The following is a 23,461-nucleotide window of genomic DNA, read 5'->3' as shown; positions in this document are numbered from 1 at the left end:
GGTCAATGGTCCGACTGGGTATCACTAATCGGGCGGAGATTTCGATGGCAAGGGTAAGGAAAGGTTTGTGTTCGCGATGCTGATGAAAAAGTGGGTGTCCAATTAGAAACCGTGTAGGCGTGGCTATGTCTATCAAGCGGCAGATGTGCGAGGTTGTGGACCAACAGGGGTCAATGGTCCGACTGGGTGTCACTAATCGGGCGGAGATTTCGATGGTAAGGGTAAGGAAAGGTTTGTGTTCGCGATGCTGATGAAAAAGTGGGTGTCCAATTAGAAGGTCCGACTGGGTATCACTAATCGGGCGGAGATTTCGATGGCAAGGGTAAGGAAAGGTTTGTGTTCGCGATGCTGATGAAAAAGTGGGTGTCCAATTAGAAACCGTGTAGGCGTGGCTATGTCTATCAAGCGGCAGATGTGCGAGGTTGTGGACCAACAGGGGTCAATGGTCCGACTGGGTGTCACTAATCGGGCGGAGATTTCGATGGTAAGGGTAAGGAAAGGTTTGTGTTCGCGATGCTGATGAAAAAGTGGGTGTCCAATTAGAACAATCTCCAAGGGTCTGGAGTAACAAGATGATTAGCTGCATTAGTATTGATAATAAATGGCAAAATGTATCATTTGTATTTGTTGCGTTTGCTTTTTCAATGTTTGTGGTCACCAACGTTACGGCTCTGGCGTTTTTTATATGCGCAGGCTTAGTTGCAAAATACTTGTTTCCTGTACCTAATGATGGAGAACATTTAATTTCAAGATCAACGTTGTCTACATTTAGTGCGAGGTATATGCACTCAGCGTTCCGTATGGCTTACTCTGCAACATATGTATATGTAGCTTTGTCCTTTGGAAATAGTATTTCTATAGACGTCTTGTTCTTTATTATTTGGTTTTATGGCTACTTGATGCTCTGGTACTCAGACTTTTTTGTTCCTAATGATGGTAAGTTTCACGGAGCTGAGGCATCAATTGCAACAGTTGGGATGATTTTCTCTATCGTTCTAGCTGTTTTGTTTACTGTGTTTCTGTATAAGAGTGTAGAGTCATTTTCATTAATTAGCGTGATCATTAAGTATCCTATGACCTTGCTACGGTAGGCAGTAAGGGGAAGGACTAATGAGCTTTATTTACGGCATTTAAGATGAGTTGGAAGGCCATAGCTTCGGTGCTTCTGGGTGGCTAGCGTCCAGCACCAGTAGAACCGACCAGCCTGTTCCAGCAGGCTGGTCGGCAATCGCCAGCGCCGCTACTCCCCCTCCCGAAACGGCAGCGCTTGGCGGGCTTGCTCCTCGGCTTGGCCGACGGCCAGCCACTCTTCCTGGCAGAAGTGGGCGATGGCGGGGGCGAAGTCGGGGTGGCGTATCATTCCGGTGCCATAGCTGAAAACCGGCTCGAATCCGCGGGCCAGTTTGTGTTCCCCCTGTACGCCCGGGTCAAACCGGTTCAGTCCTTGTTGCAGGCAGTATTCGATGCCCCGGTAGTAGCACAGTTCGAAGTGCAGCCCCTCTACCGCCTGCAGCGCCCCCCAATAACGCCCATATAAGGTGTCGCCCTCTTTCAGGTAGAGCGCGCAGGCGATGATGGTGCCTTGTTGGCGTGCCACCATCAGCACCACGTGTTCGGCAAAGTGTTGGGCCAGCAGGCGGAAGAAGGTGGGGGAGAGATAGCCGGGGTGGCCGGAGCGCTTGAGGTAGGTGGTTTGGTAGCACTGGATAAAGGCGTGCCAGTGGGCGTCGGTAAGGTCGTGGCCGGACAGGGTTTCAAAGCTTATGCCGGTATCGGCCAGGCGCTGCCGCTCCTTGTTCACCATCTTGCGTTTACGGGATTTAAAGCGGCCGAGAAACTCACTGAAGTTGGCTTCGCCCCGGTGGTGCCACTGGAATCGGATGTCCCGGCGTCGGTACCAATCCGGCAGGGTCCATTGCTTAAGCTCGTTGCCGTCGGGGAACAGCAACTGAACGCCGGAGGCATCCAGAGACTCGGCCCGCTGCGTCAGGCAGTGGCCTACCAGCGCGTGAATGTCCGCCGGAGCCTGTGTCCTATCGATGCCGAGTCGGGGGCCGGTGATGGCGGTAAAAGGGATGGCGCTGACCAGCTTGGGGTAGTAGTCCAGTCCACGTTGTTCGTAGGCCCGGGCCCAGCTCCAGTCGAACAGATATTCACCGTAAGAGTGCAGCTTGATGTAGAGCGGCATGGCGGCCACCAGTGTGGTGCCGCGATACACCAACAGGTGGTGGGGCAGCCAGCCGCTGGCCTCGCCAACGCAGTGGCTTTGCTCCAGCGCAGCGAGGTAGTGGTAGCGGGTAAAGAGGTGGTGGCCGAGCAGGCGGTCCCACTCGGCCGGGTCGACGGCACTGAGGTCGGAAACGAATTCGGCCCGCAGTGCGTCGCTCATCAGTTGGCGGCCCGCAGCCGGCCGCGCTGGGCCAGTCTGGCCCGCACCATCGCCATGGGCAGGTTACCGCAGGCCAGCACTTCCCGGTGGAAGGCGCGGTCACGGGCCAGCGCATTGCCATCGTGGACAAAGTCCCGTTTCAGTTGCCACATCAGGACGTTGCCCACCAGATAACTCATGGGGTAGCCCGGCTCCTGGGAGTACCAGTTGAGTTCGCCCTGTACCCGGCCATCGGTAAACCCGGTGACCACCTTGAGCAACCGTCCGGCGTTCACAAAGGGGTCGTCGCTGCTGGTGTCGACCGGATAGCCGATATCGAGGTAGTGGCGTTGGCCGGTCATAAAGTAGAGATCAATCGCCACCCGGGCGCTGAGTCGGCTGATGTCGCGCTTGGCAATAAAGCGGGCTTCGTCGGTCAGCTCACCCATGTAGCCGATGTCGAGCATGTAATCTTCCAGCATGGTGGTCCAGCCTTCGGCCAATTCCATGGCCGGGAACACCCGTCGTACCAGGCTGTCATTGCCGGACGCCGTCGCCAGCTGCAGGTGATGACCGGGGATCCCTTCATGGATCATCATCACCGGGATGCCCAGTTCGGTGTGTTCATCCAGCAGCGCTTCTGACAGCGTCAGGTAGATCTGACTGGTCTTGGTGCCGTCCGCCAGGGCGGCGGGCTGCATCATTGCCCCAGCCGGGATCATGGGCGCCATAAACTCCGGAGTGCGCATGATGGTCATGGCGTGGTCGTCGGGCTCATCGAACAGTTGGCGGGCCTGGATAAATTCCCCGATGCGCTCGGCCTCCGCCTGGTATCGCTCAATCACCGCTTGCAGGCGGCCATCGGGCACGGCCACGGCAAAGCGTTGGTTGAGAAACTGGTGTACGCCGTCGGCGTCAGTGTCCTCGGGCAACTGGTAGCGGGCGACCAGAGTCTGGCGCAGCTGCTCCAGGTTGGCCAGGGTGTCGGCAACAAAGTCGCGGGTGTGCTGGTGGATCTGCTCCAGGCTCAGTTCGATGCCGTTCAGGGCCACCAGAGTGCGGGCATTCTCCTCACCTAGGGTGAAATCGGTGGCGGTGGGCAGGGCGTCCAGCCCCTGGCGATAGGCAGCGATGGCGTCCAGCGCGCTGGTGATGTTGTGCTGCAACGCGGGTTGGTCAGAGTAGGTCACCTGCTCTGCCCACTGCTGAATCGATTGGAACAGGCTGGGCAGCTCCTCCAGGGTATCGTGTTCGATCTGCACCCAGCGTGCGATGGGACGGTCCAGTTGGGCCAGCGTGCCTTCCAGCAGGGCTGGGACGGCGGCCAAACGCTGTCGGATATTGTCCAGCCGTTGTTCAGCCTGGCGGGGATCCCGGCTCATCAAGAGGAAGATGCCGCCGCTGATCTGCTCCCCGGCCCGGGGCAGGGCGTGGTCCCGTCGGCGTCCCTCCCGCTCCAGCTTGTGCATAAAGTGGACCCGCTCTGCGCTGAGTCGCATCAGGGTGACATCCTGTTGTTGGTCGAAGTCCAGATCAACGCATTGTTCGGCTGCGGCGAGTACCGCATCGGCTTTGGCCAGCAATTGTTCGCGGTCGGTGGGGGCGGGGCTGGGCAGGCGATTCAACTGCTCGTCCAGGCCCAGTTCCACGCAGGCGTTGGGGCAGTGGGCAATCATGGCCAGGTAGGCGGCATTGAGCTGCTGGTACGGCGTCATCTCACATTCCGTTGGCAGATATTTGAGTTAACTGGGATGGTCGCACAGGGCAGACATCCCGGCAATGGCAGGGCCAGTCAGATCCGCTACGCGCCAGCCAGCATTCATCGAATCGTCATGGTGAAAAAATAACCACCCCGCAACGCCTGAGCTAATGGGAGTTTCCACAGTTACCCACAGAGTTAGTCCCAGATTTTGTGGATATTCAGGACTAAGTGACGGATTCTTTAACGGTTCTGCCCAGAGAAAAGTACGGAATTCGAGGGGTAACATAGCCCTTTGTCCGGGAAAACGGGTTTGGAAAAGCGGCGAATTCAGACTGTACAGTCCGTGAATTAATAGGCACTATTCGTGCAGATCTATGCATCACTAGGAAGGCAAAAGAATGAAAGTGGTTGTGGTTGGTGGCACCCATGGTAATGAACTCTCCGGCATCCAATTGCTGAAGAACTGGCAGGCGTCGCCGCAGCAACTGGCCCGCCCGGGTCTGTCGGTGTCGACGCTGATGGGCAACCCCTCGGCTTACCGCGCCAATCGCCGCTATCTGGATGTGGACCTCAACCGCCAGTTTTTACCGGAGCTGTTGGCAGATGACTCGTTGGCCAATATCGAGCAGTCCCGCGCCAAGGTGATCAATGCCCAGATTGGCCCGAAGGGCGCCAGCCAGATCGATCTGGTGATCGACCTGCACAACACCACCAGCAATATGGGCCCCACCCTGATCCTGGTGGACACTACCCCCTGGGATTACCAGCTGGCGGCTTACGTCAAGCACCACATGCCGGAGGCGGTGATTCTGGTGGAGGACGCCAAGCCTGCCGCTGAATGGGGCTACCTGTGCACCGTGGGCAAACGCGGGGTGATGGTGGAAGTGGGGCCACAATCCCAGTCGGTACTGCGTCATGACATTCTCGAGCAGATGGCGACCATGACCGGGCTGATCCTGGATTTCGCCAGTCTGGAGCAGGCCGGTGACCTGCCAGAACTCCCCGGCGAGGTGGAGGCGTACCGCTTTATCGACACCCACTACCTGCCGATGGATGAACAGGGTGAACCGCTGGCGATGGTGCATAAGTCTCTGGAGCAAAATGACTTCTGCGAACTGAAGCCTGGTGACCCGGCTTACCAGTACTTCGATGGCCGGATTGGGGTGTTCGACGGTGATCGACCCCTCCATCCCCACTTCATTAACGAAGCCGCCTACTACGACAGCCACGCCGCGTTCTCGCTGGCCGAACGGGTCACGCTGAACGTGCCAGCCCGCTGACCGACGCTCGGCACGGTTTCTGACGTAAAGCAGCCACCGGATGGTACGCCATTCCGGTGGCTTTCTTTTGGTTCATCGACGGCGAGCACCGACGGGCGGTGTGGCGGCCGGGCGGCACAATGGTGTTACGGCGCGGTTTGGTCCGGGGCGGGGCTGGGCACCAACGGTCGGATGTGTGCTGTGGCCAACTCCGCCCAGTGCTGATGCACCGGTTCGCCGGGGTGAAAGCGGTCCGGTGCCAGGTGTTCGGTCAACAGCGTGGCGCCGGTGGTGAGGTCGAGGATCCCGATATCCTGCTGGGGGGCTGCCCATTGGCTGAGGGCCCGGTTAAAGCGGTTGGCACGATGGCCAAGGTGGGCGCTCAGGGGCCAGGGCAGGCCGGGAAAGGCACCCAGCGGGGGCAGCGCGGTCAGCAGGATCAGGCTGGGCTGAAAGCGCCGGCGCAGGGTGTGGGTCAGGGCGGCGGTCTGGTTGAGCCAACGCTGGCGGGATACCGGGGAGAGGGCGTCGTTGACGCCCAGCGACACCAGCACCACGTCGATGGCTTCTGCATTGATGGCGTCGATAAGGTGGAGGGCTTGTCCGGTATTGAGGCCACTGCGGGCGTGCAGTTGCCAGCTGAGTCGGCAGTGTGACTGCAGTTGTTCGGCCAGTTTCCCGGTGAGGGCACGATGCTGATGCTCAATGCCAACGCCAGCCGCGGCTGAGTCACCGATGATCATCAGCGACAACGGCGGGCCCTGGCCCTGCTCACCGCTGCGGGGACCGGGCGCTTCCGGCAGCTTTGGGGTGCGCAGCCTTACCCATTTGCCCTGCACAAACAGCACTGGCGACAGCGCCAGCGTCCACGGGTCCAACACATTGCCCTCCCATTTGGCTCAAGCGCGATCCGGCGCTGTGTGTTTGGCGAACCCAGCATGCCAACCTGTACTTACAAAAACAAGACGATAAAAACGCCAGGCAGTGCCTGGCGTTTTTATCAGTTTTTGTCACCGCTTCGGGCTGCACCCTGGCGGCTGGGACGACGGCGTCGGGCTCGTTGGCCCTCGCTTTGCTCACCCGGTTTGCGGGGAGCGCGGGATTTGCCATCGGCCGGTTTGTTGCCGGGCTTACCGTTGCCGCCCGGCTTGTTACCGGGTTTGCCGTTGCCGCCCGGCTTGTTACCGGGTTTGCCGTTGCCACCGGGTTTGCCACCCTGGGGACGACGACGGCTGCGGGGCTGCTCGTCGTTGCCAGCCGGCTTATCACCCTCTTTGCGCGGCTTGCTGCGGTTATCGCGCTTAGGCGCGGCAGCGGCGTCAGTGCGCTTGGGTTGATTGCCGTGTTGGCGCGGTACCGGCAGCGGTTCCTGCGGCTCAAAGCCAGCCAGCTCAACCCGTTCAATCGGCTTCTGAATCAGCTTTTCGATGGCCTGCAGCAGTTTGAACTCTTCCGCACACACCAGAGAGATGGCCTGGCCTTCGGCGCCGGCACGGCCGGTACGGCCAATGCGGTGCACGTAGTCTTCCGCCACTTGCGGCAGGTCGAAGTTCACGACTTGAGGCAGCTGATGGATGTCGAGACCGCGGGCGGCGATGTCGGTGGCCACCAGCGCCTGCACGGTGCCGTCTTTAAAGCCGGCCAGTGCACGGGTACGGGCACCCTGACTCTTGTTGCCGTGGATGGCAGCGGCCTGAATGCCATCGCGCTCCAGCTTCTGAGCCAGGCGGTTGGCGCCGTGCTTGGTGCGGGTGAAGATCAGCACCTGGTGCCAGTTGTGCTCGCGGATCAGCTTGGAGATCAGCGCCGGCTTGCGGCCTTTGTCTACCGGGTGCAGACGCTGTACCACGGTGCGGGCGGTGCTGTTGCGCGGGCTGACGTCCACTTCCACCGGCTGGTTCAGCAGGCCACGGGCCAGTTCACGGATCTCGCCGGAGAAGGTTGCGGAGAACAGCAGGTTCTGACGACGCTTGGGCAGCAGGGCCAGAATTTTGCGGATGTCGCGGATAAAGCCCATGTCGAGCATGCGGTCGGCTTCATCCAGTACCAGCAGCTCGAGGTCTTCGAACTTGACGGCGTTCTGGCTGAACAGGTCCAGCAGGCGGCCTGGGGTGGCCACCAGCACATCGGCGCCACGACGCAGGGCCTGCATCTGCGGGTTGATGCTGACGCCGCCAAACACCACGACGGAGCGCAGCGGCAGGTTTTGGCCGTAAGTCTGTACGGACTCGGCCACCTGGGCTGCCAGCTCACGGGTCGGGGTCAGTACCAGGGCGCGCACGCGGTTGCTGCGGGCGCGGGTGCCGCGGCTGAGGTTTTGCAGCATCGGCAGGGTGAACCCGGCGGTTTTACCGGTACCGGTTTGGGCGGCGGCCATCACATCCTTGCCAGCCAGGATGGCGGGGATCGCCTGAGCCTGGATGGGGGAGGGTTCACGGTAACCTTTGTCGGCAACGGCACGGGCCAGTTCCGGGGACAAGCCCAGGGAAGCAAAAGGCATAGACTTCGACTCTTGTGGGTGGGGAGGCCCAGCGACACCCCGGGGAAGCGGGGGCGAAGGGCGAAAGGCGCGTAGGATAGCCCAAAAGCGCCGCTACGACAGCCGAAATGTTCACGGGCTGGAGGTTGGAGCACGAAACAGTGACTGGCGACGCTGGTCAAACTCCTCGGCCGGATTGAATTTCAGTCGACCATTGCGCCGCTCCAGCCCCAGGTTTTGGTACACCGATGCCAGTTCGGGAAAGGCGGTGTCATCAATCACCTGGCGGTAGTGGTCGGCGAACAACGTGGTGTCGGCCAGTTGGTCAAAGGTCGCGATGAGGGACCGGGCTGTCCAGCTCCGGCGCTGCTGGCGGCAGCACTCAATAAATCGGGCCAGCACGGTATCGAGGCTGACGTTGTGTTGCTCGCGAAGCGCCATATCCACCCGCATAAAGTACGCCGCGCCACTCCAGTACACCCGCATGTAGCTGCCGGTGCGCCACATCGCCGGGCTCAGCTGGCGCAGGCTGCGACCCTTGCGGTTGGCGTCGCGCTCACCCCGCTGGAATCCGGCATCGAGGTCGAGCAGGGCCTGCTCGACCGACACCACGCCAGCCCGTCCCCTGAGCAGGTTCTGGTAGTAGCTGGCGAGCCCTTCACTGAACCAGATGTCGTCGTCACCGGGGTAGGGGATCAACAGGTGGCTGAATTCGTGCAGGGCGGTCCAGTCGTTGTGGAAGGCGCGGGCCGGGTAGCTGGGGTCCACGTAAAAATGGATCCCCTCCGGTTGACTGCGGATCACCCGTGCCCAGGGTACCGGGCCGTAACCGCGCTGGGTGGGGGTGACGGTAATGCGGGCCTGCTCGAGGGGAAAGCGGCCGCTGACCAGGCTCAGGGTATCGGCGCTTTGTTCCAGCCAGTGCCGGAGTTTGTCCTGTTCACTGGCGCTGAGGTCGCCACGAAACTCAATGGCGAGGGGGGAGGCGTTCAGCCCCAATGGCAACATCAGGAGTGCCAGTACAGAAGCCTTCATCCGGGTCGTCCTTAAAGGATATGCTGTCAGTGTGGCAAAGGCTTCGGGGGTTTGCGCGGCGACTACCGTCGGTGATCTTCCGGTGCCGTGCTGACGTTTAATGCGGCTGAGGCTCAAACAACAGGAAGTCCGAGAATGGTAGGGGTAATGCAAAGGTTAATGCTGGTGGCAACGCAGGGATTTCGGGGCGTGCTGGTGGCGGCAGCGCTGGTGCTGGCGGGCTGCAGTGGCACGCCGCATGGCGGCGAAGCGGTCTCCCCGTTTGACTTGGAGCGGTATCTCGGCACCTGGCACGAGCTGGCCCGGCTGCCGAACCGGTTTGAGACCGACCTGGTCAACGTCACCGCCCAATACAGCATGCGGGACGATGGCGGCGTTAAGGTGATCAACCGGGGGTTTAACACCCGCACCCGCGACTGGGAGGAGGCTGAGGGTAAGGCCTACCGGCTCGACCCTGACGCGGCCAAGCTGAAGGTGTCGTTCTTTGGCCCCTTCTACGGCGCCTATAACGTGCTGTGGCTCAGCGACGATTACGACCTGGCACTGGTGGCCGGGGATGACCACCAGTACCTGTGGTTACTGGCACGGGAGCCCAGTCTGCCGCAGGCGCGACTGGAAGCGCCGCTGGCGGTGGCGGAACAGCTGGGCTTCGCGATGGACCAGCTCGAGTGGCTGATGCCTCCACTTACAGCCAGGGAGTAAATTCAAACCCAAGGCTGACCCGTTCGCTTTTGACGTTGTAGTCGATCAGGCTTTCGCCATAGCCGTAATACACCTGCACAAACCCTCTCAGCTTGGCCCAGATGGGAAAGCTCCAGCCCGCTTCCATGCCACCCTTGCCGGTGTTGAAGTTGCCCCGTACCCGCAGACTGAGATTGCGCTGTTCGCGCTTGTGCACCACCAGAAACTCGCTGTAACCCATGTAATCGGTGATGTCCGGGTTATCGTCGCCACGCGGGTCGTCGGGGTAGGCTTTCGGGTCCTCTTTAAGCCGGTACCAGGTCTGGGCGCCGAGTGCCCAGTCGCCCTTACTGACCGCCATGCCACCAATCAGCCGGTTCCAGCTGCGGGATTGGCTGCCGGACTGGCCGTTGGACTGGTGGTTAAAGGCGAGACTGAGGGAGTCCACTTGCCAGCCTCCCCACTCCCAGCCAGGACGGTGGAAGTAGATGATCTCCGGCATATGGTTGGTTTCCCGGAACGGCGAGGAGGCGTCCTTGTTGTAAGCCTGCCACCAGCTTTGGTTGGTGTAGGCCACAAACACCCGCCCCTTGCCGCCAAACCAGGAGGGGGTCACCGGCACCTTCACACTGAGCTGGAACTTCACCTCCCAGTTGTCCATCGACTCCGGGTGGTAGCGCCAGCCGTCCTCATTCGGGGTGCGGTTGTAGCTGGCGGGCAGGATGTAGTTGTTGTAGTGGGCATTGAGCGCAAAGCGCTCATCACTGGTACTGATCTCGGATTCGATCCGCTCTTCGGCGGAGCTGGTGGTTGGGTCACTCTCCAGTTGGCACAGGGCGCGCAGCTCCTCCAGTGTGGTGTCGCCGTGGCCACTTCGCAGTTGCTCTTCAAGGCAGGGGTTGCTGGCCGCGGCGGCCAGCACTAACCAACTGATTGCGCTCATTGAAATCCATCCCAGTCCATCGAAGTGCTCACTCTGCCAGCCCGCTGTGACAGAGTAAAGGCGCTACCCTTTCGGATAGCCGGTGATGGTGCGGATAGCCTGGTAAAGCGGCGCCAGTTGCGGGTACAGCTTGAGGTACACCTGTTGATACAACTGCTGGTAGAGGTGGTGGTGCTCCGGGTTGGGCTCGAACCGTTGCCCGGTGTGCACCATCGCCCCCTGTGCGGCAGCAAAATCCGGGTGCCAGCCCAATCCCACGGCGGCACAGATGGCCGCGCCCAGTCCCGAGGTTTCAATGGTATGCACCCGTTCGGCGGGCAGGCCAAACAGGTCGGCGGTCAGCTGCATGGCGGCATCGGATTGGGCGCCGCCACCGGAGATGCGCAGCCGGGTTGAGCGCGCGCCGGTGGCGCGTTCAATCTGGTCCAGCCCCTCTTTCAGGCCAAACGCCAGCCCTTCGAGAATGGCGCGGTAGAGGTGGGCCCGGGTGTGGACATCGCCGAAACCGATCACACAGCCCTTGGCTTCCGGACTGGACAGGTCGGCGCCCCAGTAGGGTTGCAACATCAGCCCCATGGCCCCCGGCGGCACGGCGCTGACCAGCGGGTCAAACAGCGCTTCCACCGGTTCACCGCTCTCCCGCGCCAGCAGTTTCTCCAGATGGCCAAACTGCTCTTTAAACCAGGACACCATCCAGAAGCCGCGGAACAGCATCTTCTCGTTCAGGTACAGCCCCGGCTCGCAGGCGGGATAAGCGGGCATCAGTGGCACCACTTCACGATAGCGCCGAGACGGCAGATTGACGGTGGCGGTGGTGCCAAAGCTGAGGCTGGCGATGCCGCTCTGGTGGCCGCCGCTGCCCAGCACTTCGCAGGTTTTGTCGCCGCCGGCGGCAAACAGTGGCAGGTCCGGAGCCAGCCCCAGCGCGTTGGCGGCGCTGTCGGTCAGCTGGCCCAGCGTCTCGCCGGGGGCCTGCAACTGGGCCATCTGCTCCGGCCGGACGCCCAGGGCACGCCAACGCCAGTTGCGGGGAGAGTGCCAGCGGTGTTTACGGTAATCGAACGGCAGGTAGCCCACCTGGGCGGCGGTGCTGTCCGCCAACTGGCCGGTCAGGCGGTGGGTCAGGTAGGCGGACAGGGACACCAACTTGCGGCACTGCTGCCATCGTTCAGGATGCAGCTGAGCCAGCCGGTTGGCCGGTGCCCGCTGCCGCACTTTGGTAAGCAGCGGACCAACCTTGGGCAGCGCCAACAGGGTACGCCAGGGCTGGGGCAGCGTCGGCAGTTCGGTGGCGCGGCGTTGGTCGAGCCAGAGGATGGCGGGGCCGAGGGGTTGGTGGTCGGCATCCAGTGCCACCACCGAGGTGCGCTGACAAGTCAGGCTCAGGCCCGCCACCCGGGCGGGGTCATGGCCCTGTTGCCACAGCGACTGGCAGCACTGCACCAACGCGTCCCAGTAGCGACTGACGGCTTGTTCGGCGGCACCGGGTTCGGGGCTGTGGTAGGGCGGGTCAAAGGCGAGCTGGCTTTTGCCCACCAGCTGGCCCCGGACATCGAACAGCAGCGCGCGCAGGCTTTGGGTGCCATTGTCGATGGCAAGGATCAAATCAGCCAACGTGTTACTCCTGATGATACTGCTGGAAGTGGTGCCAATAATGCTGCCACTCCTGCTGCCAGCGCGAATCGTCCCAGGGCAGGGCGGGCTGGCACAGCTGCTGGATCTCGTCCTGATAGGCCCGCAGCCCCTCGCCCAGCACCCAGCCTAAGCGGGTGCGGCGCAGCAGCAGGTCGGACAGTTGGTGGATGGCGCCGTGGCGGGCCCAGTGCACCAGCTCGTGGCGCGGGGTCAGGCTGTTGCCGATGGCGCTGCCATCCAGGTGGGGGCGCTGAGTCAGGATGATGTCCGGTTGTGGCTGAGGCTCAGGCAGGCGGCCCTGGGATTCGGCGCTGGCCATCACCTCTTCGGCCATCTCAACAAAGGTGGTGAGTTTGCCGCCGGTGACGTTGACCAGTCCCGGCTCATCCCAGATCAGGTGTTCGCGGCTGGCGTCGGAGGGCGCCTGTTTCTCCCCCGCTTTGGGCTGTGGCGTCACAATGGGGCGCAGGCCCGACCAACTGCTGAGGATCGGTGGGGTGTGGTTTAGCCCCAGCAGTGGCAGCAGTTCCAGCAGGTATTCCCGCTCTTCGGCGCTGCACCGGGCCGGCGCGTTCTTATCGGCCAGGTGGTCAAGGTCGGTGGTGCCGAGCACGCTGGTGCCAGCCCAGGGGTAGCAGAACACCACCCGTTTATCCCGGGGGTGAAACAGGGTCAGTGACGCGGTGAGGGGCAGGTCACGCTGATCAAACACCAGGTGTGAGCCGCGCAGCGGGCGCATCATCAGCCCCTCCGGCAGCGGGGTCAGGCCATCGGCCCATACCCCGGTGGCGTTGATCACCATCGGAGCAGTCAGTTGGCAGCGGCGTTCGCCGCAGGCGATGTCGACGCCGTTAATCTGCCCCTGTTCGTTGCGGCGCAACGCCGTCACCTCGGTGTAGTGGCTGAGGTCGGCCCCTTGCGCCACCGCTTCCTCCAGGGTTCGCAGCACCAGGTGGCTGTCATCGCACACCGCATCAAAGTAGTGATTGGCCCCGAGGTTGTCCGCCAGGTTCAGGCCCGGAAGACGCGCAGCCAGCTGCTCGGGAGTGAGCCAGCGCGGTCGGTGGAAGGGTTTGGCCCCGGAGATCCGGTAGTAGATCCACAGCACCAGTCGCATCGCCAGCGGGCCGGGGCCACGGCCCCGGTGGTGCATCAGGTAGTAGGGCAGGGGGGTGATGATGTCGGGCCAGCGCTGGCGCAGTCGTTCGCGGGCGCGGGCGGCCTGTCGGGTCAGGCGGAAGTGGCCCTGGCCGAGGTAGCGCAGGCCACCGTGCACCATCTTGGAGCTGAAATTAGAGGTGCCACCGGCCAGATCGCCACGGTCCAGCAGCAGGGTGCGATAGCCCCGTTGGGCCGCGACGCGGGCAATGCCCGCCCCGGTGATGCCTGCCCCAATCACGATAATGTCCCAGTCGGCGCCGGCTTCCAGCTGGGCCCGGGTTTGGCAGACCGCGTCGGTCAGACTCCGCATTCATCCTCCTCCAACAGGGCGCCGGGATTGAGTTGAGCCTTGGGATCAAAGTGGGTCAGCAGTTGGCGCAGCGCCGCCTGGGCCACCGGACCCTTCTCGGTGTTGAGGTAGGGGGCGTGGTCCCGGCCCACCCCATGCTGGTGACTGATGGTGCCACCATGCTCAACGATGACGGCGGAGGTGGCGTGCTTGAGTCGGCGCCAGCGCAACAGGCTGTGGTCAAAATCCTGGCCACAGGGGAACAGGTAGGTGGTGTAGAGGCTGGCGCCCTGGCGATAGACATGGCTGATGTGGGTAAACACCAGTACCGGCTGGTCTTCGCTGGCCAGAGCGTGGCGCAGGGTGTGCTCAATGGCGAGCCGCAGCGACTCAATGTTGGCCCAGTCGGTGGCGGTTTCCAGGGTGTCGACGCAGTAGCCTTTTTGCCACAGGGCCTCGCGCAGATAGGGGGCGGCGAAGCGTTTGCGCTGCCAGTGCTGACCCAGTGTCTGGCTGTGCATCACCGCGCCATAGCGGTTGAGGTGGCGGCGGATGGCCCGGTGCTGCTCGCCCCCTTCCCACACCAGCATGGCCGGTTGTTCGGCGCCGCGCAGGGCCAGGTAGCGGTCGAGCCACTGTTTCTTTGAGCCGGACAGGGCCAGCGCCAGCTGGGTGCGGGTCTCCTCCGGGTGGCTCAGGCGCAGCATCCCCGCCGGCAGGCCCGCCTGGATCAGGCTGCGTACCGCCTCGACCGCCTGGTCATAATCCTTGAGGACACTGGTGTAGAAACGCTCTTTTTCCGGCAGAGGGCGGATCCGTACCGTCACCTGAGACAGCACCCCAAGCCGACCTTCGCTGCCCAGCACCGCCTCGCGCCAGTCCGGGCCGGCTGCAGAGGCGGGTACGGTGGGCAGCACCCAGCGCTCGTTCAGGGTGTGCAGCACCGCGCCAGCAAACAGTTGCTCGATGCGGCCATAGGTCAGGGATTGCTGGCCACTGGAACGGCTGGCGACCCAGCCACCAAGGGTGGAGAGTTCAAACGATTGTGGGAAGTGACCCAGGGTAAAGTTCTGAGCGTTCAGGGCGGCTTCCAGATCGGGCCCGGATACGCCTGCCCCAAAGGTGGCCAGTTGGCTGATGGGGTCGAGGGCGAGCAGTCGGTTCATCCGCGCCAGCGACAGCGTGATCACCGGTCGGTCCGAGTCGGGCACATTGATGTGGCCTGCCACGCTGGTGCCGCCACCGTAGGGGATCACCACCAGATTGTCCTCACGGGCCAGGTCGAGCAGGGCGCGCAATTGATCGTCGTTGTCGGGCAGGGCGACGGCATCGGGGTAGTGGCCCATTTTTCCGGATTTCAGGGCCAGCCAGTCCGGCAGACTCTGGCCACGGGCATGGCGCAGGCGCAGCTCCGGCGAGGTGGACCAAAGCTCAGACTCCGACAGACGGGAAGGGGGCACCAGGCTTATCGCCTCCTCAAGGCTGACCTCCCCCAACGGCACGCCCGGGCCCAATCGTTCTGCCAGCATGGTGCTGGCGGCCTCGGGCAGTGTCGGGGCGATATCCGTTCGGCCCCATCCGTTCCATCGTCTTTCCATCTCGTTGTCCCTGAATCGTTTTTCTAAAGATAGAGGGTAACGTCCGCACACGGGAAGTGCAGCGGTGGATAAGGACAGCTTGGGTGGATTTTTCAGACAGTGGCATGGCTTCACCTCTTGGACTGAGTCGACTGAATCGGTAACTTGGTGCCCATCAGGCGGTTGTCACGGAGTGACAGAATGAAGCAAACAGCACAGCCGGGAGGTGGCCATCATGACGCTGGGTAGTTGTGCCATGCCGGCGTTACTGCAGTACCTTGACTGGGCCCGGCAGCATGGGGTGGATCCTGCCCCACTGTTAGACCAGGCCGGGATAGACCCGGCTTTATTGGCGCAGCCCGAGGCGCGGTTGGGCGGCGAGCAGTTTCAGCAGTTCTTGCTGGCCTTGGCCCGGGTCAGCCAGGAGGACACCTTTGGGCTGCAGTCGGCGCAGCATGTTCAGCCGGGCTCCTACTCGGTATTGGGCTACATCGCTATGAACAGCGATAACCTCGGCCAGGCGCTGGAGCGCGCCATGCCTTACGAAAAGCTGGTGGGGGATATGGGCCGCTCCGACTGGCGGTTCGGGCCCAAAGAGGCGGTGTTGCGTTGGCACTGCCAGTACTCTCACCCGCAGGTGGTGCCGCAGATGGTGGATAACGTGCTGGCCAGCTGGACCGGTTTTGCCCGAGCGCTGTTGGGCCAGCCCGGGGCCAGCCCGAGTTGGGTCAGTTTGCGTCGTGCGGTGCCGGCGGACGGGGGACGTGCCCATCAGCAATGGTTCGGCGCACCGGTGCAATTCGGTGCGGAACAGGACGCCATCGGCATCCCCGCTTCGCTGTTATCGCAACCGGTGGTGCGGCCCGACCCACAGCTGTTGCCGGTACTGGAGCAGCATGCCAAGCGGCGTTTGCAGGCGTTGGAACAACAGGACGACCTGCCGATGCGGGTGCGGGTTCAGATTGAAGCCGCATTACAGCGTGGGCCGGTGCGTCGGGATCAGATTGCCGATGCCTTGGGGCTTAGCGAAAAGACCCTGCAACGCCGCCTGGCCCAGTGTCAGACCCAATACCAGACTGAGCTGGATCGTGTTCGATTGAGCCTGGCCCAGCGGGCACTGGAGGAGACCGAACAACCGGTCGCAGAGCTGGCACTCAGATTGGGATTCAGTGACGTGCGCTCGTTCCAACGCCGTTTTAAGCAGTGGACCGGACAGGGGCCGGGCGCCTACCGTCAGGCTCGGCGGGTGCAGGCATGAGTGTCGTCAGTGGCAATCTGAGGGCGGGGCTGCCCGGGTTGGGGCAGAGCGACTCTGAGTGGTTTGATGGCTTAGTGCAGACGCCCAATGCGCGGATAGAGCGGATCCTCAGTCACGGCCAGGTGACGCCTCAAGGGCAATGGTGCGATCAGGCCGAAGACGAGTTTGTGGTGTTGATTGAGGGGGCGGCACAGTTACAGATTGAGGGAGAGTCTCAACCCCGACAGCTGGCGGCGGGGGATTGGCTGCTGCTTCCGGCCCACTGTCGCCACCGGGTGGTCTGGACCGACCCGAACCAGCCTAGCCTGTGGCTGGCCCTGCATCTGCGCACCTGAGCCGGGATTCAGATAAGACAAGGCCGGAGTGTGGGGGTCCGGCCTTATTGGGAGCATTGCCAGTTCCGGTCGGGAGGGTGTGGTCCCGGTGAACGCAATGTTAAGTTTGAGTCTGGTCGGATCTGACAGCGGTGTCAATTTGGTGGGTAATTTTTTTATAAAAAAATTGTCTTAGCCAAGTGACTGTTCTGGTTCCAATCCGCTGGCAAACCCCGTGGTATTGGTCTACCTCCGCCATTTTGCGGCCTTTTTAACCGCCCTCCTCACTGCTATGATGCCCCCACTTTTTGCTCTGAACCGGATTCGTGCCGGTATTCTCCGAAGGAGTCTTCATGTTAGAAACCGGCCTGATCCTGGCCTTGGCGGCCGTGCTGGTGGTGCTCTTTCGACCTGTGTTGAGTTTGATTTGGGCGTTTTTCATCGATTACCTGGAGCGCAAGTTCAGTCACAAAATCGACGACTGAAACGGGCCAGAACCCATCCAGGCACAAGTGGAAGTATTGTGAGCGGCCTCTCTGCAGCGAGGCTACGCTTTAGACTAAAGTCGTAGACTTTTCGCACAGCAGTGGGAGGCGATATGGTAACAACAGTGTGTCTGGTGGTGTCGGCATTGATGGTGCCAGTGGTGCGTCCGGTGGTGGACCGTACCATTGATAAACTGGCAGAGCGGATGGCCGACAACCAGCGTCACGGCGACGAATAAGCCTCCCCGGGGGCGTGGCATTGACCACGCCCTTTTTGTTTTTCTCGTTCCTCTTTTCTTCCTACCCTCTACCTCTCTCCCCGGAATGGGCGCACAAGCGCGCATTCGGCGTGGTTTACGCCCACAAAAGCTTGTCTAAAATCCCGTAAGTGGTAGTTTGCCTGCTGTAGCGTTAACTGAGATTGAGTGATCATGCCGAAGGCCAGTGAAATCAAAAAGAACACCGCCATTGTCTTCAATGGTAAAACTTACGTGGTTCGCGATATCGAGCGTTCTGTACCGCAGGGACGTGCTGGCGGAAGCCTTTACCGGATGCGTATGTATGAAGTGGTGACCGGCCAGAAGATTGACGAAACCTTTAAAGACAGCGACATGCTCGACTTGGGTGATCTGCGTCGTTCTCCTGTTACCCTGTCCTACATCGACGGTGATGAATATGTCTTCATGGATTCTGAGGACTACTCCAGCTATCACCTGAACCGTTCCTCCATCGAAGACCAGATCCCCTTCCTGGACGAATCCACCGAGGGGATGCAGGTGGTTATCGTTAATGACACCCCTGTTGGTATCGATATGCCGACCACCGTTGAGCTGGTTGTGGTTGAGACCGACCCGTCCATCAAAGGCGCCTCCGCCACCTCCCGCACCAAGCCTGCGGTACTCTCCAGCGGCGTAACCGTGCAGGTACCGGAGTACATTGCCACCGGTGAAAAGATTAAGGTGCATGTTGAAGAGCGTAAGTTTATTAGTCGTGCCGACAGCAAGTAACGACCAATAAGTGCGACGCTGTCGCGAAAAAGCCCGGCCAGTGCCGGGCTTTTTTGTGCCGATTAGCGGCAGCTTGGTCGTTGGTCAGTGGATTGGAGCGAGCAGCGCCGGATTGATGACCAGGTTTCGCACGCCATGACCGTGGTCTTCATTAAAGCGGTTAGCCTGGCACCAGCGCCCCAAGCTGCGCACGTCGACCTTAGCGACCTCGGGGTAGACGCGCCAGCTCACCTGGAAAGGGGAGCCCTGCTCATTGAAACCGGGCCCGGTGGTGGAACCGGCGTAGGCCACCGGTTTACCGAGGTTGTCCGGCAGGTTCACCGCCTGATAGTAATCGCCGACCTGTTGAACCTGAGCCAGATGGCCAAAGTCGAGGGCATCGGCGTCGTTAACCAGCACGTAGACCTGAGCCTCCACCCTCAATTGAGGGTTGTTGTTGGCGTCGCTGAGGCAGGCGCCAAGGGTTGGGCCCGGTTGCACCGCAGCGGTGGTGTGGACAAAGTGCACCTCAATGGTGTCACCGGACTGCAGGGCGCCCTGTTTGCCTGAGCATACTGACTGTGCGATAGGACGACGCTCGGCCGCGTTCAACTTGCCTGAGTACAGGTATCCGCTGTGATGGCCTTTGCCATCGCCGTTGCCAGCGTATTGGGTGAACTCGCCCCCCGAATGTTCAGCACCACTGTGGAAGTGGATATTGCACAAATTCATCTGCTGATAGGGTGGGGCGGGGGAAAACCGGGCACGGTTCAGCCCCGTTGCTGCATCAATATTTCGGGGCGACTGTGGCCCGAAACCCTTCATAGCCGTATTGGCCTGCAGTGCAGCCCGCTGACTGGCGATCTGCGCGTCGGTAACCTCGCTCTGGCCGGCGTCGGCCAGCCCCCCGGCGAACACCAGCAGCAGGCTGAATAGCGGAAGTGGCCAACTCTGTCCTTGCTTCATTCTGTGTCTCCTTTCTCCTTCACCGCCGCTGTCACCAATGCCGGTGTTACTTTGGCGTGCGGTGGGTCGGGACACCTTGCCAGAGTTATCTGGCGGTTCCCATCCGTGCCGCCGTAATCGCGTGTTGGGGATACGCATGGCTTACGTCAGCACCGTGACTGAGGGCGTGGTGGCCCGCTGTCATCGCCCGAAGGCATCGTCCCTGAGCGCGCTCGCACGCCCTTGCTAACCTCCTGTTCTTTTTGCGCTGTGCTATGCCTTATCTGGGGGATGTTATGAAGCAGTCATTCCAGGATTTTTTCTCACAGGAATCGTCCGGCGGCATCGTACTGATGGTGGTGGTGGTTATCGCTATGGTGCTGGCCAACTCGCCGCTCGACGGTGCCTATCACGCGTTTCTGAATACGCCGGTGCGGGTGCGCTTCGGTCCGCTGGACATCGATAAGCCGATGTTGTTGTGGATCAACGATGGCCTGATGGCGATGTTCTTCACCTTGATTGGCCTCGAGGTGAAGCGTGAACTGTTGCAGGGCGCCTTATCCAGCCCCAGCAAGGCCGCTTTGCCCACCTTTGCCGCCATTGGCGGCTTGCTGGTGCCGGCGTTGATCTTCCTCGCTTTTAATCACCAGGATGAGCTGGGTCGGGTGGGTTGGGCCATCCCGGCGGCTACGGATATTGCCTTTGCTCTGGGGGTTCTGGCTTTGCTTGGCAGCCGGGTGCCGGCGGCGCTCAAAGTGTTTCTGCTGGCGTTGGCGATCATCGATGATTTGCTGGTGATCCTGATCATCGCGCTGTTCTACAGCGACAGCTTGTCGATGCTCAGTCTCACTGTTGCTGCAGTGGCCACGCTGGGGTTGGTGACGCTCAACCGCGCCGGTGTGCGCAAGCTGGCGCCCTACCTGTTGATCGGGGTGGTTCTGTGGGTGGCGGTGCTGAAGTCCGGGGTACACGCTACGCTCGCCGGTGTGGTGTTGGCCTTTACCCTGCCGTTGGATCGGGACGAGAGCGGTTACTGTCCCAGTGAAACTCTGGAGCACCGGTTACACCCATGGAGCGCGTTTCTGATCCTGCCGGTATTCGCGTTTGCCAATGCCGGCGTCAGCCTAGAGGGGCTGGGGCTGGCCGACCTGACCTCTCCGCTGCCGATGGGGATTGCTCTGGGCCTGCTTCTCGGCAAACCCCTCGGCATCATGCTGTTCAGCATTATTGCGGTGATGGTGCGGCTTGCCCGCCTGCCGGAAGGCTTGGGCTGGGTTCACCTGCTGGGGGTATCACTGCTCTGTGGCATTGGCTTTACCATGGCGATGTTTGTGGCCTCCCTGTCGTTTGACCCGGGCATGCTGAACTACGGTGACCTGGCCCGGTTGGGCATCCTGATTGGCTCCGGGCTGGCGGCGGTGGCTGGATACGTGCTGCTTAGCAAGACCCTGCCCGAACAGCGCAAAACGCCGCCTGAACCCTAGCCGGAATTCGGGGAAATATGCGGGTGCTGAGCCAGTTTCTCTTTCAGAAAGTCGATAAAGCACCGGACCTTTAATGGCACGTGTCGGCTCTGGGGATAGAGCGCGTTAAAGGGCACATTGTCGGCCTGATAGCTGGCGAGAACCTGCACCAAACGCCCGTCAGACAAGGCTTGCTCCACCATCCAGACCGGCAGTTCGGTGATGCCCATGCCGGCGATCGCGGCTTCCAGGTTCATGTCACCGCTGTCACTTTGAAACGGTCCACGAACCGGCACCACAATCGTGTTGCCCTGGTATTGGAAGCGCCAGCTGTGCACGGCCCGGACCGGAGAATAGACGATGCACTGGTGTTGGCTTAACGCGTCGGGTGTCTCAGGCACACCCTGACGGGACAGGTAATCGGGTGACGCCACCAGTAACATCGGATTGTCGAACAGATGGCGCACGATCAGTGAGGAATCCTCCAGGTGGCCGGCACGTATTGCGATGTCGATGCCTTCGGCCTGGAGGTCGGAGCGCCGATCGCTGACCAGAAAATCCAGCTGGATATCCGGATAACGCTCAAGAAACTCGGTCATCACCGGCGCCAATATCTGGCGGGCAAAGGGGTAGGGTGCGGTGATGCGCAAGTTTCCCTTTGGCTGGACCCCCTGTGCGCGGATCCGCCCCTCTACTTCATCCAGCTCTGCCAGCCAGTTGACGCAATGGTGGTAGTAGTCTGCCCCTTCCGGAGTTAATGCGTGATCGCGGCTGGTTCGGCGCAGTAACTTCACACCCAGCTCCGCTTCCAGCGTTGCCACCTTCTTGCTGACCGAAGCCTGGCTGGTAAGCAGTTCACGGGCCGCCGCTGAGAAGCTGCCGGATTGCACCACCCGGACAAAGACGCGCATCGCGCCGAGCTGATCCATTACATCTCCAACAAAAGTGAATAGATGGAATTCAATTTACCATGGTTCTATTCAAAAACTGAGTGCTCTATCGTGACGTCATCAGGTCACCGGCGGCCAGTTCTGAAAGCTGGCCCGCTGGCGAAGCACCCTTTTGACTGATGTGAGGCGAACACCATGACACTGGAACAACAACTGCAAGTTTTACTGGATAAGCAGGCACTGACCGAATTGATGTACAAATTTGCCCGTGCCCTGGACCGGGTTGATGGCGAGTTGATGAAGTCGACTTACTGGCCAGACGCGGTAGAGGAGCACCAGGACCCCATTTTCCCTGAGCTGTTCTACTACAACGGTAATGCCCATGACTTTGTTGACCCGGCCATGGCGGGTTTCAAAGCCCTTAAGGCCACCCAGCACCGCATCAGCAATCCACTGATCGAGGTGGATGGGGATGAGGCCCGTGCGGAGTGCTATGTGTGGGCGTATCACGTCCATGAGGAGGAGGGCGTCGACCGGGAAGGGATCCTGGGTGGGCGACACCATTTCCGCTTCCAGCGCCGGGCGGGAGAGTGGCGGATCCTGCATCGCTCGACCGTGTTTGACTGGAACCAAAACCAGCCGGCCAGCGCCATCTGGGCGGAGAGCTTCAGCGACAAATACCGTGGCCAGCGCGACCGCAGTGACGACAGCTACCACTACATCCAACGCTGAGTTCGGTTGCTAAAAAGGTGGGGCCGGGCAGGCCACCTCCGTGCGGCTGACGCACACCGGAGAGAGTTGTGCGCAACAACCCGGCCCCTCAATGCCTACGGGGCAATGGGGCTAATGGTTTGGCCCAGGCAAAAAAAAGCCGCCCGGAGGAGGCGGCGAATGGGTGTGATATCAAGGAGCCTGGCGTTGGCAGGAGAAGCGATCCTTTCGTCGCCAGGACAATCGGTTAACGGGAGCGTGGGGTAAGCCGATCACTTTTTTCTGGTAAAAATCCGGCTCCCCGGCAAAAAGTTCGGCGCGTTGAGCTCGCTTCGGCGATAATGGCCCTCTTGCAACGAGTTGAAGTGATTCCCCCATGCTTTCCTATCGCCACAGTTACCACGCCGGCAACCATGCTGACGTATTGAAGCACTGCGTCCAGTCCCTGATCCTGGAAGCGCTTAAAGGCAAGGACAAAGCCTTTGTTTACCATGACACCCACTCCGGTGCCGGTCGTTACGATCTGAAGGACGACCACGCCGAGAAGACCGGTGAGTACGTGGATGGCATCGGCCGCCTGTGGGGCGAGGATTGCCCGCAGTTGCTGCACCCTTACCTGAGAGCCGTCAAGGCACTGAACCCCAATGGCAACCTGCGCTACTACCCGGGCAGCCCGCTGCTGGCGTCGGCTTTGATCCGCCCCCAGGACCGCATGATGCTGACGGAACTGCACCCCAGTGACTATCCGCGTCTGGCACAGGAGTTTGAAGGTGACCGTCAGGTGCGCATTGCGCGCGAAGACGGTTACCAGTGCCTGAAAGCCAACCTGCCGCCGAAAGAGCGTCGGGGCATGGTGTTGATTGACCCGCCCTACGAACTGAAAGATGAGTACCGCGACCTGGTGGCCGGGGTACAGGAAGGGGCGAAGCGCTGGGCCACCGGCACCTACGCGCTGTGGTACCCGGTGGTGTTCCGTCAGGACATTGAGTTTGTTGAGCGTCGCCTTAAAGCCTCCGGCATCCGTAAGATCCTGAAGATTGAGCTGCGGGTGAAGCAGGACAACGTCGAGCGCGGTATGACCGGTTCCGGCATGATCGTCATTAACCCGCCCTGGAAGCTGGAGCAGCAGATGGCCGAACTGTTGCCGTACCTGACGGAAAAACTGGGCCAGTCTCCGCAGGCCGGTTTCACTCTGGAGTGGCTGGTCGGCGAATAAGCCGGGGCTCAGCCACGCAAAAAGGGCGCCGTTATGGCGCCCTTTTTTGTTGTGACTGACGTCC

At 61.2% G+C, this 23,461-nt stretch carries 22 protein-coding genes; 11 read left to right on the top strand and 11 right to left on the bottom strand.

Going from position 1 to position 23,461, the window contains the following annotated elements; translation table 11 throughout:
- Positions 1–572: 572 nt before the first annotated feature.
- Positions 573–1,091 (top strand): hypothetical protein, encoded by a 519-nt coding sequence (locus tag FBAL_RS20290; protein ID WP_148226754.1) that lies wholly within the window; start codon positions 573–575, stop codon positions 1,089–1,091.
- A 149-nt stretch (positions 1,092–1,240) separates the two neighbouring features.
- Here the strand turns inward: FBAL_RS20290 and FBAL_RS12580 are convergent, their stop codons facing one another.
- Together FBAL_RS12580 and FBAL_RS12575 are read right to left on the bottom strand one after the other, a co-directional pair.
- Entirely contained in the window at positions 1,241–2,389 is a 1,149-nt protein-coding gene (locus FBAL_RS12580; protein ID WP_013345975.1) for a GNAT family N-acetyltransferase, read from the bottom strand.
- Entirely contained in the window at positions 2,389–4,083 is a 1,695-nt protein-coding gene (locus FBAL_RS12575; protein WP_013345974.1) for a DUF885 domain-containing protein, read from the bottom strand. Before FBAL_RS12575 ends, FBAL_RS12580 begins: the two co-directional genes overlap by 1 nt.
- A gap of 385 nt (positions 4,084–4,468) precedes the next feature.
- Here FBAL_RS12575 and FBAL_RS12570 point away from each other — a divergent pair, with 385 nt between their 5' ends.
- Positions 4,469–5,350, top strand: a complete 882-nt coding sequence (locus FBAL_RS12570) for an aspartoacylase (RefSeq protein ID WP_013345973.1) — start codon at positions 4,469–4,471, stop codon at positions 5,348–5,350.
- Positions 5,351–5,475: 125 nt separating this feature from the next.
- Here the strand turns inward: FBAL_RS12570 and FBAL_RS12565 are convergent, their stop codons facing one another.
- The 3 genes from FBAL_RS12565 to FBAL_RS12555 all read right to left on the bottom strand — a co-directional run bounded on the left by FBAL_RS12565 (position 5,476) and on the right by FBAL_RS12555 (position 8,843).
- Positions 5,476–6,210, bottom strand: a complete 735-nt coding sequence (locus FBAL_RS12565) for an SGNH/GDSL hydrolase family protein (protein ID WP_013345972.1) — start codon at positions 6,208–6,210, stop codon at positions 5,476–5,478.
- Between the two features lie 119 nt (positions 6,211–6,329).
- Positions 6,330–7,829, bottom strand: coding sequence for a DEAD/DEAH box helicase (locus FBAL_RS12560; RefSeq protein ID WP_013345971.1), 1,500 nt, complete (start codon positions 7,827–7,829; stop codon positions 6,330–6,332).
- Between the two features lie 111 nt (positions 7,830–7,940).
- Entirely contained in the window at positions 7,941–8,843 is a 903-nt protein-coding gene (locus FBAL_RS12555; protein ID WP_013345970.1) for a M61 family metallopeptidase, read from the bottom strand.
- Positions 8,844–8,990: 147 nt separating this feature from the next.
- On the opposite strand from FBAL_RS12555, the gene FBAL_RS12550 reads away from it, so the two are divergent.
- A complete protein-coding gene (locus tag FBAL_RS12550; RefSeq protein ID WP_245544353.1) occupies positions 8,991–9,545 on the top strand; it encodes a lipocalin family protein in 555 nt (184 codons plus the stop codon).
- Here FBAL_RS12550 and FBAL_RS12545 read toward each other — a convergent pair.
- The 4 genes from FBAL_RS12545 to FBAL_RS12530 form a co-directional block, all read right to left on the bottom strand.
- The gene (locus FBAL_RS12545; protein WP_013345968.1) at positions 9,529–10,467 is read right to left on the bottom strand and encodes a phospholipase A; all 939 of its coding nucleotides are present in this window, start codon (positions 10,465–10,467) and stop codon (positions 9,529–9,531) included. The genes FBAL_RS12550 and FBAL_RS12545 overlap by 17 nt on opposite strands.
- A gap of 63 nt (positions 10,468–10,530) precedes the next feature.
- A complete protein-coding gene (locus FBAL_RS12540; protein ID WP_013345967.1) occupies positions 10,531–12,081 on the bottom strand; it encodes an FGGY-family carbohydrate kinase in 1,551 nt (516 codons plus the stop codon).
- A 4-nt stretch (positions 12,082–12,085) separates the two neighbouring features.
- Complete coding sequence (locus tag FBAL_RS12535; protein ID WP_013345966.1) at positions 12,086–13,573, bottom strand: glycerol-3-phosphate dehydrogenase/oxidase; 1,488 nt, start codon at positions 13,571–13,573, stop codon at positions 12,086–12,088.
- On the bottom strand, positions 13,561–15,150 hold the full coding sequence (locus tag FBAL_RS12530; RefSeq protein ID WP_013345965.1) for an FAD-binding oxidoreductase: 1,590 nt from the start codon (positions 15,148–15,150) through the stop codon (positions 13,561–13,563). Before FBAL_RS12530 ends, FBAL_RS12535 begins: the two co-directional genes overlap by 13 nt.
- Before the next feature lie 214 nt (positions 15,151–15,364).
- Between FBAL_RS12530 and FBAL_RS12525 the strand changes: the two genes are divergently transcribed.
- The 5 genes from FBAL_RS12525 to efpL all read left to right on the top strand — a co-directional run bounded on the left by FBAL_RS12525 (position 15,365) and on the right by efpL (position 18,193).
- Positions 15,365–16,387 (top strand): AraC family transcriptional regulator, encoded by a 1,023-nt coding sequence (locus tag FBAL_RS12525; protein ID WP_013345964.1) that lies wholly within the window; start codon positions 15,365–15,367, stop codon positions 16,385–16,387.
- Positions 16,384–16,722 carry a cupin domain-containing protein gene (locus tag FBAL_RS12520; protein WP_013345963.1) on the top strand — a complete coding sequence of 113 codons (339 nt, stop codon included), beginning with the start codon at positions 16,384–16,386 and terminating at the stop codon, positions 16,720–16,722. Before FBAL_RS12525 ends, FBAL_RS12520 begins: the two co-directional genes overlap by 4 nt.
- A gap of 332 nt (positions 16,723–17,054) precedes the next feature.
- The gene (locus tag FBAL_RS20730) at positions 17,055–17,186 is read left to right on the top strand and encodes a hypothetical protein (RefSeq protein ID WP_013345962.1); all 132 of its coding nucleotides are present in this window, start codon (positions 17,055–17,057) and stop codon (positions 17,184–17,186) included.
- A 113-nt stretch (positions 17,187–17,299) separates the two neighbouring features.
- Positions 17,300–17,425 carry a hypothetical protein gene (locus FBAL_RS20725; protein WP_013345961.1) on the top strand — a complete coding sequence of 42 codons (126 nt, stop codon included), beginning with the start codon at positions 17,300–17,302 and terminating at the stop codon, positions 17,423–17,425.
- 192 nt (positions 17,426–17,617) lie between these two features.
- Entirely contained in the window at positions 17,618–18,193 is a 576-nt protein-coding gene (gene efpL, locus FBAL_RS12515; protein ID WP_013345960.1) for an elongation factor P-like protein EfpL, read from the top strand.
- Between the two features lie 84 nt (positions 18,194–18,277).
- Here efpL and FBAL_RS12510 read toward each other — a convergent pair whose 3' ends face one another.
- Positions 18,278–19,138 carry a delta-class carbonic anhydrase gene (locus FBAL_RS12510; protein ID WP_013345959.1) on the bottom strand — a complete coding sequence of 287 codons (861 nt, stop codon included), beginning with the start codon at positions 19,136–19,138 and terminating at the stop codon, positions 18,278–18,280.
- Positions 19,139–19,413: 275 nt separating this feature from the next.
- Here FBAL_RS12510 and nhaA point away from each other — a divergent pair, with 275 nt between their 5' ends.
- On the top strand, positions 19,414–20,601 hold the full coding sequence (gene nhaA, locus FBAL_RS12505) for a Na+/H+ antiporter NhaA (RefSeq protein ID WP_013345958.1): 1,188 nt from the start codon (positions 19,414–19,416) through the stop codon (positions 20,599–20,601).
- Here nhaA and FBAL_RS12500 read toward each other — a convergent pair.
- Complete coding sequence (locus tag FBAL_RS12500; RefSeq protein ID WP_013345957.1) at positions 20,598–21,509, bottom strand: LysR family transcriptional regulator; 912 nt, start codon at positions 21,507–21,509, stop codon at positions 20,598–20,600. The genes nhaA and FBAL_RS12500 overlap by 4 nt on opposite strands.
- A 156-nt stretch (positions 21,510–21,665) precedes the next feature.
- On the opposite strand from FBAL_RS12500, the gene FBAL_RS12495 reads away from it, so the two are divergent.
- Together FBAL_RS12495 and FBAL_RS12490 are read left to right on the top strand one after the other, a co-directional pair.
- Positions 21,666–22,202, top strand: a complete 537-nt coding sequence (locus FBAL_RS12495; protein ID WP_013345956.1) for a nuclear transport factor 2 family protein — start codon at positions 21,666–21,668, stop codon at positions 22,200–22,202.
- Between the two features lie 355 nt (positions 22,203–22,557).
- Positions 22,558–23,397, top strand: a complete 840-nt coding sequence (locus FBAL_RS12490; protein WP_013345955.1) for a 23S rRNA (adenine(2030)-N(6))-methyltransferase RlmJ — start codon at positions 22,558–22,560, stop codon at positions 23,395–23,397.
- Positions 23,398–23,461 lie beyond the last annotated feature (64 nt).

The organism is Ferrimonas balearica DSM 9799 (assembly GCF_000148645.1).
GTDB lineage: Bacteria > Pseudomonadota > Gammaproteobacteria > Enterobacterales > Shewanellaceae > Ferrimonas > Ferrimonas balearica.
This window is presented reverse-complemented; position numbering and strand designations above follow the sequence as displayed.

Bases quoted from the DNA above. Each gene is read 5' to 3' on its own strand.
- FBAL_RS12580 (WP_013345975.1), bottom strand. From the start codon at position 2,389: ATGAGCGACGCACTGCGGGCCGAATTCGTTTCCGACCTCAGTGCCGTC.
- FBAL_RS12535 (WP_013345966.1), bottom strand. From the start codon at position 13,573: ATGCGGAGTCTGACCGACGCGGTCTGCCAAACCCGGGCCCAGCTGGAA.
- FBAL_RS12490 (WP_013345955.1), top strand. From the start codon at position 22,558: ATGCTTTCCTATCGCCACAGTTACCACGCCGGCAACCATGCTGACGTA.
- FBAL_RS12560 (WP_013345971.1), bottom strand. From the start codon at position 7,829: ATGCCTTTTGCTTCCCTGGGCTTGTCCCCGGAACTGGCCCGTGCCGTT.
- FBAL_RS20725 (WP_013345961.1), top strand. From the start codon at position 17,300: ATGGTAACAACAGTGTGTCTGGTGGTGTCGGCATTGATGGTGCCAGTG.
- FBAL_RS12520 (WP_013345963.1), top strand. From the start codon at position 16,384: ATGAGTGTCGTCAGTGGCAATCTGAGGGCGGGGCTGCCCGGGTTGGGG.
- FBAL_RS20290 (WP_148226754.1), top strand. From the start codon at position 573: ATGATTAGCTGCATTAGTATTGATAATAAATGGCAAAATGTATCATTT.
- FBAL_RS12510 (WP_013345959.1), bottom strand. From the start codon at position 19,138: ATGAAGCAAGGACAGAGTTGGCCACTTCCGCTATTCAGCCTGCTGCTG.
- FBAL_RS12530 (WP_013345965.1), bottom strand. From the start codon at position 15,150: ATGGAAAGACGATGGAACGGATGGGGCCGAACGGATATCGCCCCGACA.
- FBAL_RS12495 (WP_013345956.1), top strand. From the start codon at position 21,666: ATGACACTGGAACAACAACTGCAAGTTTTACTGGATAAGCAGGCACTG.
- FBAL_RS12545 (WP_013345968.1), bottom strand. From the start codon at position 10,467: ATGAGCGCAATCAGTTGGTTAGTGCTGGCCGCCGCGGCCAGCAACCCC.
- FBAL_RS12500 (WP_013345957.1), bottom strand. From the start codon at position 21,509: ATGGATCAGCTCGGCGCGATGCGCGTCTTTGTCCGGGTGGTGCAATCC.
- FBAL_RS12570 (WP_013345973.1), top strand. From the start codon at position 4,469: ATGAAAGTGGTTGTGGTTGGTGGCACCCATGGTAATGAACTCTCCGGC.
- FBAL_RS12550 (WP_245544353.1), top strand. From the start codon at position 8,991: ATGCAAAGGTTAATGCTGGTGGCAACGCAGGGATTTCGGGGCGTGCTG.
- FBAL_RS12575 (WP_013345974.1), bottom strand. From the start codon at position 4,083: ATGACGCCGTACCAGCAGCTCAATGCCGCCTACCTGGCCATGATTGCC.
- FBAL_RS12555 (WP_013345970.1), bottom strand. From the start codon at position 8,843: ATGAAGGCTTCTGTACTGGCACTCCTGATGTTGCCATTGGGGCTGAAC.
- nhaA (WP_013345958.1), top strand. From the start codon at position 19,414: ATGAAGCAGTCATTCCAGGATTTTTTCTCACAGGAATCGTCCGGCGGC.
- FBAL_RS20730 (WP_013345962.1), top strand. From the start codon at position 17,055: ATGTTAGAAACCGGCCTGATCCTGGCCTTGGCGGCCGTGCTGGTGGTG.
- FBAL_RS12525 (WP_013345964.1), top strand. From the start codon at position 15,365: ATGACGCTGGGTAGTTGTGCCATGCCGGCGTTACTGCAGTACCTTGAC.
- efpL (WP_013345960.1), top strand. From the start codon at position 17,618: ATGCCGAAGGCCAGTGAAATCAAAAAGAACACCGCCATTGTCTTCAAT.